We start from the raw sequence: 14915 nt of genomic DNA, 5'->3' as shown, positions 1-14915 counted from the left end.
GCGCTTGTGGCACATCACGCGCGCCGCGAATGCCTTGCCGGGACGGGAACCGGAACGCCGCCGCCACGGTCGGAGCCACGGCAGGGGAGCGTGGCGCGCCGATGGCTTAAAATCATTCTCATTTCCACTCTTTTGCGAGCGAACCGACATGAGCTTTGCCACCACCGACCTGTGCGACGACCACCCCGAACTGCTGGAAGACGGCCGCCTGGCCGTGCTGCCGCCCCTGTTTACGCATTACGGGCGGCAGCTGCGCTTTTGCGGCAGCGTCACCACCCTCAAGGTGTTCGAAGACAATGCCCTGGTGCGCGCCACCCTCGAAGCGCCGGGCAATGGCAATGTGCTGGTCATCGATGGCGGCGCCAGCCTGCGGCGCGCGCTGGTCGGCGGCCAACTGGCGCTGCTGGCGCAGAACAATGGCTGGAGCGGGATCGTGGTCGATGGCTGCGTGCGCGACAGTGACGAAATCAATGCCTGCGCCATCGGCGTGCGCGCGCTCGGTACCCATCCGCGCAAAAGCAGCAAGCTGGGCGCGGGCGAACGCAATGTGCGCATCTGCGTCAGCGGGGTGGCGGTGCAGCCGGGGGATTGGTTGTATGCCGATGCCGATGGCATCGTGGTGGCGCAGCAGAAGCTGGCCTGAGGCGGGCGCGAAGGAGGAGCGCAACAACACTGCGCGCGGCGGCTTGGCCGCCGCGCGCAGTGTTGCTTAGAACGCGGGCATGTCGAGCGCCTTGGCGACGTCGATCTTGAACTTGGCGGCCTGGTCCTCGTTCGGAATTTCCTTGGACAGGGCCATGACCACGGCGCGCACATCGGTGGCGCCATCGAAATGGTCGCTGCAGACGATTTCGGCCATCGGTCCGACATACTTCACCAGGCACTTTTGCAAGGTGGTCTTGATGTCGGCCGTGAGGCCGGGCGTGGCGGCAGGACGCGGCGCGGCGGCGGCAGGGCGCGCTGCTGCACCGCCCAGTACGCCGCTGCCAGGCAAGTCGTCCAGGGTGCCGTCGAGGTAGCCCAGCACGATCTCGGTCGGCCAGTCCAGTCCGTCAGCATTGACGATGCCGGCCTTGTCCAGGGTCAGGCGCGCATTCTGCATGGTGCGCATGATCGCCAGCCCATCGCGGCCGCGGCGGCCGCGGCACAGGATGAAGACGATCTTGCCGCCTTGCAGGTGGACCTGGGCCATGCGGTTGTCGTCGCTGATCAGCAACGCCGTCCCGGTGACCCGTTGCGAGCAAAAGCTGGCGATCTGGTCGACCACATCGATAAACGGAATGAAATCCGACTGTGACATATTAGTAACCCCTCATCCGTATCAAACCTTCTTACGCAGGCGATCCATTGCCAGCTGGATGCTGACGCCGAGACGATCAATGGCACGGGCCAGCGAGCCGATTTCATCGCCGCGGGCCGTTTGCGGGATATTGACTTGCAGTTCGCCGTTGCTGAGCTGACGGGCAATCGCGGTCAGTTCGTTGATCGGGCTGGTCAGTGCCTTGCCGAGGAAAATCGCCACGCCGATGACCAGCGCCATGGTGACGGCGATCAGGATGCGCGCTTCGCGTTCCATCTTGTTCATTGTTGCGAATGCTTCATCGTAATCTTGTTCGATCAGCAAAGTCCAGCCCTGTGGCAGTTTGCGCATGAAACCGATCACTTTGCGGTCTTCCGTGGTGTATACGGTCGGGGCATCGGCGATGCCGGTCACCGTGAGTGCCGGGTAGGCTTTGAAATCTTGCAGCGCGGTACGCACCTTGGAGGCATCGCCATGGGCGATCACCTTGTGGCTGGCGTCGAGCAGGATGGCGCGGCCGGTGTCGCCGATGCGGGTATCGGTCACGATCTTGGAAATGTCGGTCAGGTACATCGACATGGCCAGCACGCCGACCAGGGAGGCGTCGGCGTTGCGGATCGGGGTGGCCAGGATCAGCGCCGGCTTGCCGCTGGTTTTGCCGATCACGACCTGGCGGCCCACTGGCTGGCCCTTGATCACTTGCTGGAAGTAGCCGCGGTCGCCGTACGGGGTCAGGGCGCCGCCGTCATTGCGGCCGACGTTGGTGCCGTCCGGCAAGATCGTAAACATCAGGTACGACCATTCGTAGGTCGCGCCGGTGGTGGCCAGGATCGGATTTTGCAGCTCGGCCTTCATCGAGATCATGTCTTTCAGACGGGTGGTCTGGGTCATCGCGCGCAGGTTGGTGTCATCCCAGGCGTTGATGCCGGTGGCGACCGTGTTCATGGTCGAGACCAGGTTGGTCGACACATTCTCGGTCAACTCGCGCTGCGCCGCGCGGTTGCTCATGTACCACAAGGTGCAAAGCGGAATGAGCGTGACCGCGAGCAAGGTAATGAGTACTTTGTGGAAAATATTAAGATTAAATTTTGAGTTCATGAGGTGCATTCGTAATGTAGGTCTGCTTGACGTGGCAGATCGTCCAGCGCATCGGACATCAAGATACCGATGGCTGGGCCGGCACTCAACAGGGCGCCGGACTTTTCATATTTGGCAACCATCTCGCTCGTTCTGCCGTGCGGCGAGATCGATATTTCGGAGGTGTTGGTTGGTAGGATTGCACTGTCTGTCATGGCCCGCGCCGCAATCTGTTGGGAGAGGTGGGGGCGGATTACGACAGCAGTGATGCAGGGTTGCCCGTAAGCACATTATTATACCGGGCTTTACGAAAGGCATGTGTTTTAGGCGGATTCTCGTTGTTTTTCGTGAGAATTGCCCGTGCGTGTGTCTTCGCTGCAACACTCTGGCGCCCTATTGTTGTCGTCGTGGAAACCCGTCGCGGGCGTCGCCTGGCGCGTCGCCTAGCGCGCCGCCTAGCGCGTCGCCTAGCGCGTCGCCTGGGGTGCGCCCATCGCGGGCGGTCCGTGGCCCGGCGATTTCATCAGGCGCGCATGCCATTTCACAATGCAAAACGGTGCCGCAATAAAGCGCGCCCGGCCGCTTCCATTTAGAGAAATTTCATTTCGCATCGCGGGATTTGATTTTCAAGTTGTTGATTTAAAGCGAATTTAATTTAGTTATATGTCTTATATAAGAGTGTTGTTGCAGCGCGCAAAACGGTCTATGATTTGTCTAAGGCATTTCGTTTCTTAACTCGGCTTCAATTAGGAGAACACCATGGCAACTCGTGAACAGCAAGTAGCAGACCTGCAAAAAGATTGGGACACCAACCCTCGCTGGAAGGGCGTTGTACGTAACTACACCGCAGCCGACGTGGTGCGTCTGCGCGGCTCGCTCAAGATCGAGCACACCCTGGCCAAGCGCGGCGCGGAAAAATTGTGGGATTTGGTGAATAACGAGCCTTTCGTCAATGCGCTCGGCGCCATGACCGGCAACCAGGCCATGCAGCAGGTCAAGGCTGGCCTGAAAGCCATCTACCTGTCCGGCTGGCAAGTCGCAGGCGACGCCAACGTCGCTGGCGAAATGTACCCCGACCAATCGCTGTATCCGGCCAACTCGGTGCCGCTGGTCGTGCGCCGCATCAACAACACCTTCCAGCGCGCCGACCAGATCCAGTGGTCCGAAGGCAAGGATGACATCGATTACTTCGCACCGATCATCGCCGATGCGGAAGCCGGTTTCGGCGGCGTCCTGAACGCCTACGAACTGATGAAGTCGATGATCGACGCGGGCGCCGCCGGCGTTCACTTCGAAGATCAGCTGGCGTCGGTCAAGAAATGCGGCCACATGGGCGGCAAAGTGCTGGTGCCAACCCGTGAAGCGGTCGAAAAGCTGACCGCAGCGCGCCTGGCGGCCGACGTGATGGGCACCTCGACCCTGGTGATCGCCCGTACCGACGCCGAAGCGGCCGACCTGCTGACGTCCGACGTGGATGATAACGACCGCGAATTCTGCACCGGCGAGCGCACCGTCGAAGGCTTCTACAAAGTCCGTCCGGGCATCGAGCAAGCCATTTCGCGCGCCATCGCCTACGCGCCGTTCGCCGACCTGGTCTGGTGCGAAACCGGCAAGCCGGACCTGGCCTTCGCCAAGCAGTTCGCCGACGCCGTGCACGCCAAGTTCCCAGGCAAGATGCTCGCTTACAACTGCTCGCCATCGTTCAACTGGAAAAAGAACCTGGACGATGCCACCATTGCCAAGTTCCAGAAAGAACTCGGCGCCATGGGTTACAAGTTCCAGTTCATCACCCTGGCCGGCTTCCATGCCCTGAACTACGGCATGTTCAACCTGGCGCACGGCTATGCGCGCCGTCAGATGTCGGCCTTCGTGGAACTGCAGGAAGCCGAATTCGCCGCCGCCGACAAGGGCTTCACGGCCGTCAAGCACCAGCGCGAAGTCGGTACCGGCTATTTTGACGCCGTCACCCAGACCATCCAGCAAAACCAGAGCTCGACCACCGCGCTGCATGGTTCGACCGAAGATGAACAATTCTTCGACGAAAAGAAAGTAGCTTAAACGCTATTGATCCGCGGCGCTTCCACAAGGGGCGCCGCCAGCGGGATGGCCTGGAGACGGGCCATCCCGCGCCCCCACGGGTGGAAACGCACAGCGCCTTCCCCCTTGTCCGCCCCTGGTCCAGGGTGCGCGGCCAAGGGGGAGGGCGTTGTGCATTTACGCGCTTTTTGCGTCCGAACCGTCTTTATAGAGGATAATGGCGGCTCAGATCCCCCTTTTTTATGGAATACCCAAGCTATGTTGAGCTACCGCCACGCCTTTCACGCGGGTAATCACGCCGACGTCCTGAAGCATTTCGTGCAGATTCAGCTGCACGAGTACATGAATCAGAAAGACACGGCCTACACCTATATCGACACCCACTCCGGTGCCGGCGTGTATGCGCTCGATGGCGGTTACGCGTCCAAGAACGCCGAATACGAAACCGGCATCGGCCCGCTGTGGGAGCGCAATGACTTGCCCAAGCCACTGGCCGACTACGTCAAGCTGATCAAGGAACTCAATCCGAGCGGCAAGATGCGCTATTACCCGGGTTCGCCGTACTGCGCCGACAAGGTCATGCGCGAGCACGACAAGCTGCGCCTGTTCGAGCTGCATCCGGCCGACAGCAAGATCCTGGCCGATAATTTCCGCAAGGTCGAAGCGCACGCGGCAGCGCAGGGTGAGCGCCCGAGCGCGCGCGGCCGCCGTGTGCTGATCGAACGCGGCGACGGTTTTCACGCCCTCAAGACCCTGCTGCCGCCGCCATCGCGCCGCGCGCTGGTCCTGATCGACCCGCCGTACGAAGACAAGCAGGATTACCGCAAGGTGCGCGACGCGCTCGACGATGCGCTGGTGCGCTTCCCGTCCGGCATTTACGCGATCTGGTATCCGGTGCTGCAGCGCATGGAATCGCGCCAGTTCGCCGACAAGCTCAAGCGCCTGGCGGCCAAGGAATGGCTGAACGTCACCCTGACCATCACCACCCCGGGTCCGGATGGCTTCGGCCTGCACAGCAGCGGCATGTTCATCATCAACCCGCCGTACACCCTGGAGCCGACCTTGCGCCAGGTCATGCCTTACCTGGTGCAAGTGCTGGGCAAGAATGCCGACGCCACCTACGTGATCGAAAAAGGCACCCAGGTGACCGGTACCGCCAGCGCCCGCACCGGCGCCAACGGGGCTGTGCGCATGCCGGTCGGTAACGCCCGCAAGGCCAGCCCGACCGCCGGTACCGGCAGCCTGCGCCTGCCCGGGCAAGCGCCAGCCGGCACGCCCGGCCAGGCTGGCGGCGCCCCGCGTGCGCCGGCCGTCAAGCGCCCTGGCGCAGGTTCGGCCGGCTCTGCCGTCGGCCTGGCCGGCAAGAGCGGCCGTCCTGCCGGCGCTGCCACCGGCGTGGCCGGCAAGAGCGGCCGTCCTGCCGGCGCTGCCACCGGCGTGGCCGGCAAGAGCGCTCGTCCCACCGGCGCTGCCGGCAAGAGCGGCCGTCCCACCGAAGGCGGGTCCAGCGCCCGTCCCACCGGCCCGCGCAACAGCGGCCCGCGCCGTCCCTAGGCGTGGCGCCGTAGTATAGTCATCGCAGGAGGCGCCGCAGCCGGCGCCCCTGATTTCCGGATTTCCCATGCCTATTGATACCGTGGCCGAGCTGGCGCTGCCATCCGACGATTTTTTCCTCGCACGCCAGCCTATTCTCGGACGCAACCAGCGACTGGTTGCCTTTGAACTCTTGTTTCGCAGCGCAGGGGGTGGCGACGCGAATGTGACCGATCACGCTGCCGCCACGGCGGCGGTGATCTCGCACGCGTCCCAGCTCGGCATGGCCAAGGTGGTCGGCGAGCGCCTGGCGTTCGTGAATGTCGACGAAATCGTCCTCATGAGCGACTTCGTGCGCTTCCTGCCGCACGACAAGGTGATTCTCGAAATCCTGGAAACCGTGCAGGCCACGCCGGCCGTGATCGCGCGCGTGCGCGAACTGAAGGAGTTCGGCTTCAAGTTCGCCCTCGACGATGTCATCGACCAGTCGGAGGACGTGCGCAAGCTGCTCGACCTGGTCGACATCATCAAGATCGATGTGCAGGCCGTGCCGGCGGGCGACTTGCCGGCGCTGGTGGCGGCCCTGGACGGACGCAACAAGAAGCTGCTGGCCGAAAAGGTCGAGACGGTCGAGGAATTCGAGGCCTGCATGGCGCTCGGCTTCGAGTTTTTCCAGGGCTATTATTTCGCGCGCCCGGCGATTTTGAGCGGCAAGAAAATCGCGCCCTCGGAACTGGTCATCCTGCGCCTGCTCGACCTGATCAATTCGGACGCCGACAATGCCGAGATCGAGCGCGCGGTCAAGCGCGATCCCCTGATCAGCCTGAACCTGCTGCGGCTGGTCAACACGCCGGCGGCCGGCGTGCGCGAACGCATCGATTCGCTGACCGAGGCGCTGTACGTGCTGGGACGCCAGCAATTGCAGCGCTGGCTGCAAATCCTGCTGTACGCCAAGCCGGGGGCGGCGGTCGAATTGAATTCGCCGCTGCTGCAGATGGCCACCACGCGCGGCAAGCTGATGGAGTTGATGACGCAGAAAGTGCAGGGCGCCAGCGCCGAGACCGGTTTTACGGTGGGCATCATGTCGCTGATGGATGCGCTGTTTTCGATGTCGACGCAGGATGTTCTCGGGACCGTGGTGGTGGCCGACGAAGTGCGGGCCGCCCTGCTGGAGCGCGAAGGCGTGCTGGGCGACATGCTGCGCGTGGTCGAGCTGCTGGAAAACCCCAGGCGCGGCCCGGAACTGGCCAGGTCGCTCAAGGCCCTCGGCCTCAGTGCCAAGGCCATGCGCGAGATCGAGATGGACGCCTTCGGCTGGGTGAACGAGCTGGTGGCCTGAGCGGGTGCGGCCCCTACGCCATCCAGAAAAACACGATCGTCATGCGTCTGTCGGCCTGCTCGAAGCCGAAATAACCGGTGGCCGAATGCACCAGGTTGCCCCGGTACAGCAGGATGCGGTTGAAGCGGTTTTCGATACGGATTTCTTCCTGCCAGGCATCCGGCGGCAAGGCTTTCACGCCCAGCGCTTCGCGCAGGTTGGCGTGCGGCGGGCTGCAGATATTGCCACCGAGCGAACCGTTCGGATAACGCAGGCGAAAAAATGAGGTGCCGCAGGTGGGGTCGGGGTCGGGCGTGAGGTAGATCACGCAGGCGTAGCGGCACAGCTTGCGTGAATCGGTATGCGGGCGCGCTGCGGACTCGTCCATGCCCACCAGTTGCACGTGATTATGGTTCAGCGTACTGCCCTCGGGGGTCGACTCTTGCCACAGGCGTTTGGCGCCGGTGACCTTTTTAACCCATGCTTCGACATACGCCATTTCGTCCGGCGTGAGCGCGTTCGGGCTGCGCATGCCAGGCCAGGGTTCGGCGCGGTGCGGCGCGCCCAGCTGCCACTCGGTCTGGCCGTAGCAGCGCTGCGAAATGGCCAGTGCATCCGGTAAAAAATCATCTTGCACCCAGTAATCGCGCCCTTCCTGCGGCCTGCGATACGTCAGCGTGGGCAGTTTCAGCGGGGCGGACTGGGATAGTCGGAGCATGCGGGCATTTCCTCTGCGAGTGGGGCGGATGGCAAGGCTGGTGCAGGATAGCACCGCGCCCGCGTGCTGACAATCGGGGCGTGCGGCGCGTTTTCTCGTGTGGAAACAGAAGCCGGCATGCATGGCCTTGGCATGGCGATCTTGCCGCTGCTTGGCCGCGATCCGATCGCTGGGGCGATCGTCACGATAGGGCGACGGAAACGATGACCTCGTCACCGGCCTCTCCATCACCGCGCTCTTGCGCGCTGCCGGCGCGTCTTGTATGGCATCATTCCGGACGGCACCCTGCATAGGCAAATCACAGGAATTCTGATGACGGCAACATCCACGAAAAAGACGTCGAACGCGGATTCTGCGACGCGACGGAGCGACTTCCCGGTCATCGTGATCGGTACCTCCGCCGGCGGACAAAGTGCGCTGAGCGCCCTCGTTGCGCAACTGCCGGCGGATTTCCCCGCCGCGATTCTGATCGTCCATCACATGGCGGCGACAAGCTCGAACGAAGCGATGCTGCAGGTGCTTGCCGACAAGGGAAATTTGCCCTGCAAACAAGCGGTACAGCACGGAGTCATCAAGAGTGCTTGTATTTATCTGGCGCAGCCGGATCACCATCTGATGATCTCGCAAGGCAAAACCCTGGTGACCAAGGGCGCGCGCGAAAACCGGGCGCGGCCCGCGATCGATCCCCTGTTCCGTTCCGCCGCCGTTGAATTCGGGAACCGGGTCATCGGTGTCATCCTCACCGGCTATCTCGACGATGGCACGTCGGGCATGGAGGTGATCCGACGTTGCGGTGGCATCTGCATCGTCCAGGATCCGGCCGACGCCGCGTATCCGGATATGCCGCAAAACGTGCTCAATCATGTCAAGGTCGATCACTGCGTGCCGCTGGCGTCGATGGGCAGCCTGCTGACACGGCTTGCGGTTCCCGAGCGCGCAGCACGCATCCCTGTTCCTGACGATATCGCCGTTGAGGCAAAGATTGCCCAGCGCGTGTTGAGCGACCTGGAATCGGTCGAGTTCCTTGGTGCGCAGGTGCCGTTCAACTGTCCCGGATGCGGCGGCGTGTTGTGGCAAATGAAGATTGGAAACCATGTACGCTTCCGTTGCCATACCGGTCACGCGTACACGGCGGCAACGCTGCTGGCGGAGCAGACGGCGAAGATGGAGGAAACCCTCTGGGTAGCCCTGCGCATGTTCGAAGAGAACAAGAATCTGCTCGTCAGGATGGGCGCGGAAGGCAGCGCCAGTCCATCCTATGTCGAGCGGGTGGAGCAATCGAACATCCATATCCGGCGCATCAAAGCGATGCTGCACTCCAATACGGCCAACACCGATCCTCTTCCTTAGAAGCCCGATCGTTGGGCAGTGCCCGCGCGCCGGCACGGTGGTATTGACAACTGTCCGGCAGCTTCCGAAAACGGGACGGGGATCGTGTCTCACAAGCACGCGAACAACAAATTTATTTTTTGCTGACTTGGCGTGCCGTGTCATGGTACTGCCAAAGTACATTGATGATCTTCCACTCGCTGCGCTGGTTCTTATACAGGTGCATATAGTCAATCCACTCGTCGGCGGTCAGCTTGACGGTTGCCACGCGCTGGTCGACATCGAGGATCTTGATGTCCACCCGTGGCTTTGCCGGGAATTTCGTGCCGTCCTTGTTGTAGGTCCTGGCAACCTTGACCATGGTGTCAAAGTCGGTTTTCATGATGAATTCGGTGCCGTCGGCCGCCTGCCAATACGTGCGCTTGGCGAGCTGGGGGTCAACGCCGCGTTCCATGCGTGCCGGATCGGTCGTGTGTTGCGACTCTATATAGTCGCGTACCGCGCGTTCGATCAACTGCGTATCGCTGGCATCGGCTGCCTGTGCCACCAGTGGCGATAGCGCGATCAAAAGAAACATTAAAGAGCGTTTCATGGGCAACCTTGTGTGTTGGATAACACAAGCATGAAAACACAAAACTTGGCCCCATGCAATGTAAAGCGGGCCCCGGCCGGCAAAACAATTTACGCCAGGATCTCGGTGATGGCGGTGCCACTGCCGACAGCGGAACAGCGTTGTCCTGTCTTGCCGGATTTCTCGCTCCAGTGGGAAGCGCGATGACCGGCCATCGCCTCGCTGGCAGCTTACGCCAGTAGCAGGAACACGGTCGGCTTCTTGTGGAAGTCGGGCGCCTTGCCGGCCGCCAGCAGCGACTTCCATTTGCCCCCGTTCAAGGTGCGGATCGATTCTGTCGGCAGGCTCAGGTCGGTTGCAACGCAGATCAGCGTACCCGGCTGGCAGGCGCCGACCAGGGCTTCGAGCATGGCGCCGTTGCGGTAGGGTGTTTCGATCAGCAGCTGGGTTTGCTTTTCGGCGCGCGAACGCGTTTCCAGTTCCTTGATGCGCTTGGTGCGCAAGGCCGCGTCGGTCGGCAGATAACCGTTGAAGGCGAAGCTCTGGCCGTTCAAGCCACTCGCCATCACGGCCAGCAGCAGCGACGATGGCCCGACCAGCGGGCGCACCTGGATGCCGCGCTCGTGCGCCAGGCGCACCAGGTCGGCGCCGGGATCGGCCACCGCCGGCACGCCCGCTTCCGACACCAGCCCGCAATCACGACCGGCCAGCAGGGGTTCCAGCAAGCCCGCCAGTGCTTGCGCCGGGGTGTTCACGTTCAGTTCGGCAATTTCGATTTCCTGTAGCGGCTTGGCTAGGGGATGGCGTACGGCAATCAGTTTCAGGAAGCCGCGCGCGGTCTTGGCATTTTCGGCGACAAAATAGTCGAGCCGCGCGGTCAGCGCCTGAACTTGCTCGGGAATGATGTGCGCGAGGGCGTCGCTGGCCGGGTCGGCCGCGCCGAGGGTGTTGGGGATCAAATATAAAATGCCGGGCATGGTACTCACTGTTGAAAGAAGGTAAAACCGGCCTGGCGCAGCATGCCAGTCAGGGCGATCAGGGGCAGGCCGGTGAGGGCGGTTGGGTCGGTGCTGTCGATGCGTTCCAAGATGGCGATGCCGAGCGCTTCGTTCTTGGCGCTGCCGGCGCAATCGTAGGGCTGTTCGATGCGCAGGTAAGCGTCGAGTTCGGCGTCGGGCAGGTTGCGCACGGTGACGAAGGTCTGCACATTTTCAAGCTGAGACGTGCCGCTGCGCCCATCCCACAGGCACAGCGCCGTGTGGAACACCACGCGCCGCCCGCGCATCGTCTGCAATTGGGCCAGGGCATTGGCGTGGTTGCCGGGCTTGCCGATCTGCTGGCCGTCGAGCGTGGCCACCTGGTCGGAACCGATGACGACGCTGCCCGGCGCGCGCGCCGCCACCGCTTGGGCCTTGGCGCGCGCCAGGCGCAGCGCGGTCGTCTCGGGCAGTTCCCCGGGCAGCGCCGTTTCATCGATATCGGGCACCAGCACCTCGAACGGCAGGCGCAGGCGCTCGAGCAATTCGCGCCGGTAAGCGGAACCCGATGCAAGAATTAGCCGCGGGGCGGTGGAAGTTGGTATCATGTCGTACTTTGGTCTGGTTGGCTGGCCCTCTTGGTGGGCGCAGCGGGATTCATCTGGCGGGCACGGCGTGATCGCGCCAGCAACAGCGCGCGGGGGCCATGCCCAAATAATCGCGCTAAGTCTTTGACTCCACAACGAGAAGCCTGTTATTATCGCAGGTTTTCCGGGGAAAATTTCTGCAATGAGTGCTTTTGTCATCGACGCTTTTGAGTTTTGTCGAAGCAACGGCCATCGCGAAGGCGTCACGCCTGTCGCTGAAATGAGCCGGTTGAACAAGGATTGTGCCGACCAGTCGGGCCAGATCGCCTGGACCATCGATGGGTCGACCAGCAAGATGGGCTATCCGCAACTGACCTTGTCGGTCTCCGGCACGGTCCAGCTGGTATGCCAGCGTTGCCTGGTCCCGTACGCTTACGAGATGGATTCGTCTACCGTGCTGATGCTCGGCAAGGATGACGAGCATGCGGACGAGATCGAGGAAATACTGAACGACGAGAGCATCGACGTCATCGTCGGCAGCCGCGAATGCGATGTGCGCGACCTGTTCGAGGACGAGGCCTTGCTGGCCCTGCCGCAAGTGCCCAAGCACGAGGTGTGTCCGGACAATAAGCTGCTCGACGCGGCCAAGTCCGACCAGCCCTCGCCGTTTGCGGAACTTAAGAACCTCAAGCCCGAGTAGTCGCGCTGCGACGCACGGCAAGGTTGAAATACAGAACAAGCAAGTGTAATGAACGTGTCAAACGCGTGTTGTGGTCGAGTATGGCATTGGTAGTAAAGGTAGGACGGCGTTAAACATGTCGGCAAAGAGTTTTGCCGCTGGGATACTCGATTCGCATGTATTTGCTGATCGATTGTGTTAGAATTTTAGAACTTATGTATTAGGAGTCATCATGGCAGTTCAGCAAAACAAGAAATCCCCTTCGAAGCGCGGTATGCACCGTTCGCACGACTTCCTGGTCGCGCCACAACTGGGTATCGAGCCAACCACCGGTGAAACGCACCTGCGTCACCACATCAGCCCTAACGGCTTTTACCGTGGTCGCAAAGTTCTCAAAACCAAAAACGACGAGTAATCGACGTTTTAGTTTGAGTAAGATGAAAGCGGTGCAACGACTTTTTTGTGCGTCGCACCGCTTTTTCTTTGTCACCGGCTGCAAACCACCTTTGCACACCGTCATTTCGAATTACGCAGACTCTGCTTGGCGCTCGCCCACTTCCAGATCGCATCCTGCCGCCACACGCTGTTGAGTCGCGGTACGAATCCACAAAATGACAATTAAAATTTCCATTGACTGCATGGGCGGCGATCATGGCCCCTCAGTTACTATCCCCGCAGCACTCTCTTTCCTCAACAGCGAACCCGAAGCAGAAATGATTCTGGTCGGCTTGCAGGACGAGTTGCGCGCAGAACTTAAAAGACACAAAGCCGACAGCCATCCGCGCCTGTCCATCCTGCATGCGTCCGAAGTGGTGACGATGGACGATCCCATCGAAATCGCCCTGCGCCGCAAGAAGGATTCGTCGATGCGCGTGGCGATCGAGCTGGTCAAGGACGGCAAGGCCCAGGCCTGTGTGTCGGCCGGCAATACCGGCGCCCTGATGGCGGTCTCGCGCTATGTGCTCAAGACCATGGCCGGGGTCGACCGTCCCGCCATTTGCTCGATCCTTCCCAACCAGAAAGACGGCCCGACCTATATGCTGGACCTGGGCGCGAACGTCGACTGCGAGCCGCATCACCTGCACCAGTTCGCCATCATGGGCTCGGTGCTGGTGTCGGCCATGGAAGGCATCAAGCGTCCCACCATCGGCTTGCTCAATGTCGGTACCGAGGAAATCAAGGGCAATGAAGTGGTCAAGGCCACCGCCAAGCTGCTGCGCGAAGACCACGAGCGCGGCTCCCTGAATTTCTACGGCAACGTCGAAGGCAACGATATCTTCAAGGGCACCACCGATATCGTGGTGTGCGACGGCTTCGTCGGCAACGTCACGCTCAAGGCGGCCGAGGGACTGGGCCGCTTCGTCAAGGATGCCCTGACCACCGAGTTCAAGCGCAATCCGCTGACCATGCTCGGGGCCATCATCGGGCGCGGCGCCCTGAAGAAATTTTCCAACCGTTTCAATCCATCGCGCTACAACGGCGCCAGCCTGCTCGGTTTGCGCGGCCTGGTGTTCAAGAGCCACGGCGGCGCCGATGCGTACTCGTATGAGTGGGCGATCAAACGCGCCTTCGACGCGGCAAAATACAATGTGCAGGAGCAGCTCTCGGCCATGATCACCGAATTGATGCCCCGCACGCCTGACCCGGAAGTGCCAGGAATAACCCACTCGTAGGACGGCTAGCAATGACCTTGTACAGCAAAATTATCGGCACCGGCAGCTATCTGCCGGCCAAGCGCGTCTCCAACGGCGACCTGACCGAGCAACTGGCGGCCAAGGGCATCGAAACCTCGGACGAGTGGATCGTCTCCCGCAGCGGCATTTCGAACCGGCATTACGCAGCGCCGGACGAGCTGTCCTCGGACCTGGCCGTGGCGGCCGCCATCAAGGCGCTCGAGATGGCCGGCAAGCATGCCGAGGAAATCGACCTCGTCATCGTGGCCAGCTCGACCCCCGATTTCCATGGCAGCTTTCCCAGCACCGCCTGCATCGTCCAGCGCAAGCTCGGCATGCATAACAACAGCGCCGCCTTCGACGTGCAAGCCGTCTGCAGCGGCTTCGTGTATGCGGTCTCGGTGGCGGACGCCTTCATCAAGTCGGGTGCGCACAAGACCGTGCTGGTGATCGGCGCCGAAGTCTTTTCGCGCATTCTCGATTTCAACGACCGCACCACCTGCGTGCTGTTCGGCGACGGCGCCGGTGCCATTGTCCTGAGCGCGTCGGACCAGCCGGGCATCCTGTCCACCAAGCTGCACGCCGACGGGCGCTATTCGGATATCCTGAGCGTGCCGGGCACCCTGGCCGGCGGCGCGATCGCCGGCAGCGGCTTTTTGTACATGGATGGCCCGGCGGTCTTCAAGCTGGCCGTCACCGTCCTGGAACAGGTCGCCAACGAGGTGCTCGAACACGCGCAGATGACGGCCGGCCAGGTCGACTGGCTGGTGCCGCACCAGGCGAATATCCGCATCATGAAAAGCACGGCGAAAAAGCTGGGCTTGCCGCTCGATAAAATGGTGGTCACGGTCGACCAGCATGGCAACACCTCGGCCGCCTCGATCCCGCTGGCGCTCGACATCGCCGTGCGCGACGGCCGCATCAAGGCCGGCGCCAATGTCATGATGGAAGGCGTCGGCGGCGGCTTCACCTGGGGCGCCGTGCTGGTGCGCATGTGATGGGTTCCGGCGTGGCGGCGCCCGGCGCGGTGGCGTCCCGCGCGGCGGCGCCCGGCGCGGGAACGCCCGGGAGCGCCGCCGGCGCCAGTTCCTTCGCCGTTTCTTTCATTCTTGCCCG

At 62.0% G+C, this 14915-nt stretch carries 16 protein-coding genes; 9 read left to right on the top strand and 7 right to left on the bottom strand.

Going from position 1 to position 14915, the window contains the following annotated elements; all coding sequences use genetic code 11:
- Positions 1 to 148 precede the first annotated feature (148 nt).
- Positions 149 to 643 (top strand): ribonuclease E activity regulator RraA, encoded by a 495-nt coding sequence (gene rraA, locus F2P44_RS02575; protein WP_167084772.1) that lies wholly within the window; start codon positions 149 to 151, stop codon positions 641 to 643.
- Between the two features lie 66 nt (positions 644 to 709).
- On the opposite strand, the gene F2P44_RS02570 is transcribed toward rraA, so the two are convergent.
- The 3 genes from F2P44_RS02570 to F2P44_RS02560 are packed head-to-tail and all read right to left on the bottom strand — an operon-like array spanning position 710 to position 2592.
- On the bottom strand, positions 710 to 1300 hold the full coding sequence (locus F2P44_RS02570) for a DUF8082 domain-containing protein (RefSeq protein WP_167084770.1): 591 nt from the start codon (positions 1298 to 1300) through the stop codon (positions 710 to 712).
- A gap of 21 nt (positions 1301 to 1321) precedes the next feature.
- A complete protein-coding gene (locus F2P44_RS02565; RefSeq protein WP_167084768.1) occupies positions 1322 to 2398 on the bottom strand; it encodes a cache domain-containing protein in 1077 nt (358 codons plus the stop codon).
- On the bottom strand, positions 2395 to 2592 hold the full coding sequence (locus F2P44_RS02560) for a hypothetical protein (protein ID WP_167084766.1): 198 nt from the start codon (positions 2590 to 2592) through the stop codon (positions 2395 to 2397). Before F2P44_RS02560 ends, F2P44_RS02565 begins: the two co-directional genes overlap by 4 nt.
- A gap of 544 nt (positions 2593 to 3136) precedes the next feature.
- Here F2P44_RS02560 and aceA point away from each other — a divergent pair.
- The 3 genes from aceA to F2P44_RS02545 all read left to right on the top strand — a co-directional run bounded on the left by aceA (position 3137) and on the right by F2P44_RS02545 (position 7286).
- Complete coding sequence (aceA, locus tag F2P44_RS02555) at positions 3137 to 4435, top strand: isocitrate lyase (RefSeq protein WP_054267231.1); 1299 nt, start codon at positions 3137 to 3139, stop codon at positions 4433 to 4435.
- 321 nt (positions 4436 to 4756) lie between these two features.
- Positions 4757 to 5968: a 23S rRNA (adenine(2030)-N(6))-methyltransferase RlmJ gene (locus tag F2P44_RS02550; protein WP_229423342.1), complete on the top strand. Its 1212-nt coding sequence runs from the start codon at positions 4757 to 4759 to the stop codon at positions 5966 to 5968.
- Positions 5969 to 6035: 67 nt separating this feature from the next.
- On the top strand, positions 6036 to 7286 hold the full coding sequence (locus tag F2P44_RS02545) for an EAL and HDOD domain-containing protein (RefSeq protein ID WP_167084762.1): 1251 nt from the start codon (positions 6036 to 6038) through the stop codon (positions 7284 to 7286).
- 13 nt (positions 7287 to 7299) lie between these two features.
- On the opposite strand, the gene F2P44_RS02540 is transcribed toward F2P44_RS02545, so the two are convergent.
- A complete protein-coding gene (locus tag F2P44_RS02540; protein ID WP_167084760.1) occupies positions 7300 to 7983 on the bottom strand; it encodes a DUF6445 family protein in 684 nt (227 codons plus the stop codon).
- Between the two features lie 312 nt (positions 7984 to 8295).
- Between F2P44_RS02540 and F2P44_RS02535 the strand changes: the two genes are divergently transcribed.
- On the top strand, positions 8296 to 9333 hold the full coding sequence (locus tag F2P44_RS02535; protein WP_167084758.1) for a chemotaxis protein CheB: 1038 nt from the start codon (positions 8296 to 8298) through the stop codon (positions 9331 to 9333).
- Positions 9334 to 9445: 112 nt separating this feature from the next.
- Here F2P44_RS02535 and F2P44_RS02530 read toward each other — a convergent pair whose 3' ends face one another.
- The 3 genes from F2P44_RS02530 to F2P44_RS02520 form a co-directional block, all read right to left on the bottom strand.
- Positions 9446 to 9904, bottom strand: coding sequence for a nuclear transport factor 2 family protein (locus F2P44_RS02530; protein WP_167084756.1), 459 nt, complete (start codon positions 9902 to 9904; stop codon positions 9446 to 9448).
- A 209-nt stretch (positions 9905 to 10113) separates the two neighbouring features.
- Positions 10114 to 10860: an SAM-dependent methyltransferase gene (locus tag F2P44_RS02525; RefSeq protein ID WP_167084754.1), complete on the bottom strand. Its 747-nt coding sequence runs from the start codon at positions 10858 to 10860 to the stop codon at positions 10114 to 10116.
- Between the two features lie 5 nt (positions 10861 to 10865).
- Positions 10866 to 11468 (bottom strand): Maf family nucleotide pyrophosphatase, encoded by a 603-nt coding sequence (locus F2P44_RS02520; protein WP_167084752.1) that lies wholly within the window; start codon positions 11466 to 11468, stop codon positions 10866 to 10868.
- Positions 11469 to 11649: 181 nt separating this feature from the next.
- Between F2P44_RS02520 and F2P44_RS02515 the strand changes: the two genes are divergently transcribed.
- The 4 genes from F2P44_RS02515 (at position 11650) to F2P44_RS02500 (ending at position 14797) form a co-directional block, all read left to right on the top strand.
- Complete coding sequence (locus tag F2P44_RS02515) at positions 11650 to 12147, top strand: YceD family protein (RefSeq protein ID WP_167084750.1); 498 nt, start codon at positions 11650 to 11652, stop codon at positions 12145 to 12147.
- A 211-nt stretch (positions 12148 to 12358) separates the two neighbouring features.
- A complete protein-coding gene (gene rpmF / locus F2P44_RS02510; RefSeq protein WP_008449924.1) occupies positions 12359 to 12541 on the top strand; it encodes a 50S ribosomal protein L32 in 183 nt (60 codons plus the stop codon).
- 196 nt (positions 12542 to 12737) lie between these two features.
- Positions 12738 to 13799, top strand: coding sequence for a phosphate acyltransferase PlsX (gene plsX, locus F2P44_RS02505; RefSeq protein ID WP_167084748.1), 1062 nt, complete (start codon positions 12738 to 12740; stop codon positions 13797 to 13799).
- Between the two features lie 11 nt (positions 13800 to 13810).
- Positions 13811 to 14797, top strand: coding sequence for a beta-ketoacyl-ACP synthase III (locus tag F2P44_RS02500; RefSeq protein ID WP_308609928.1), 987 nt, complete (start codon positions 13811 to 13813; stop codon positions 14795 to 14797).
- Positions 14798 to 14915 lie beyond the last annotated feature (118 nt).

It is taken from the genome of Massilia frigida, assembly GCF_011682175.1.
Classification (GTDB): Bacteria; Pseudomonadota; Gammaproteobacteria; order Burkholderiales; family Burkholderiaceae_D; genus Telluria_A; species Telluria_A frigida.
The sequence above is the reverse complement of the archived record's forward strand: the minus strand, read 5'-3'. Positions and strand labels throughout refer to the sequence as shown.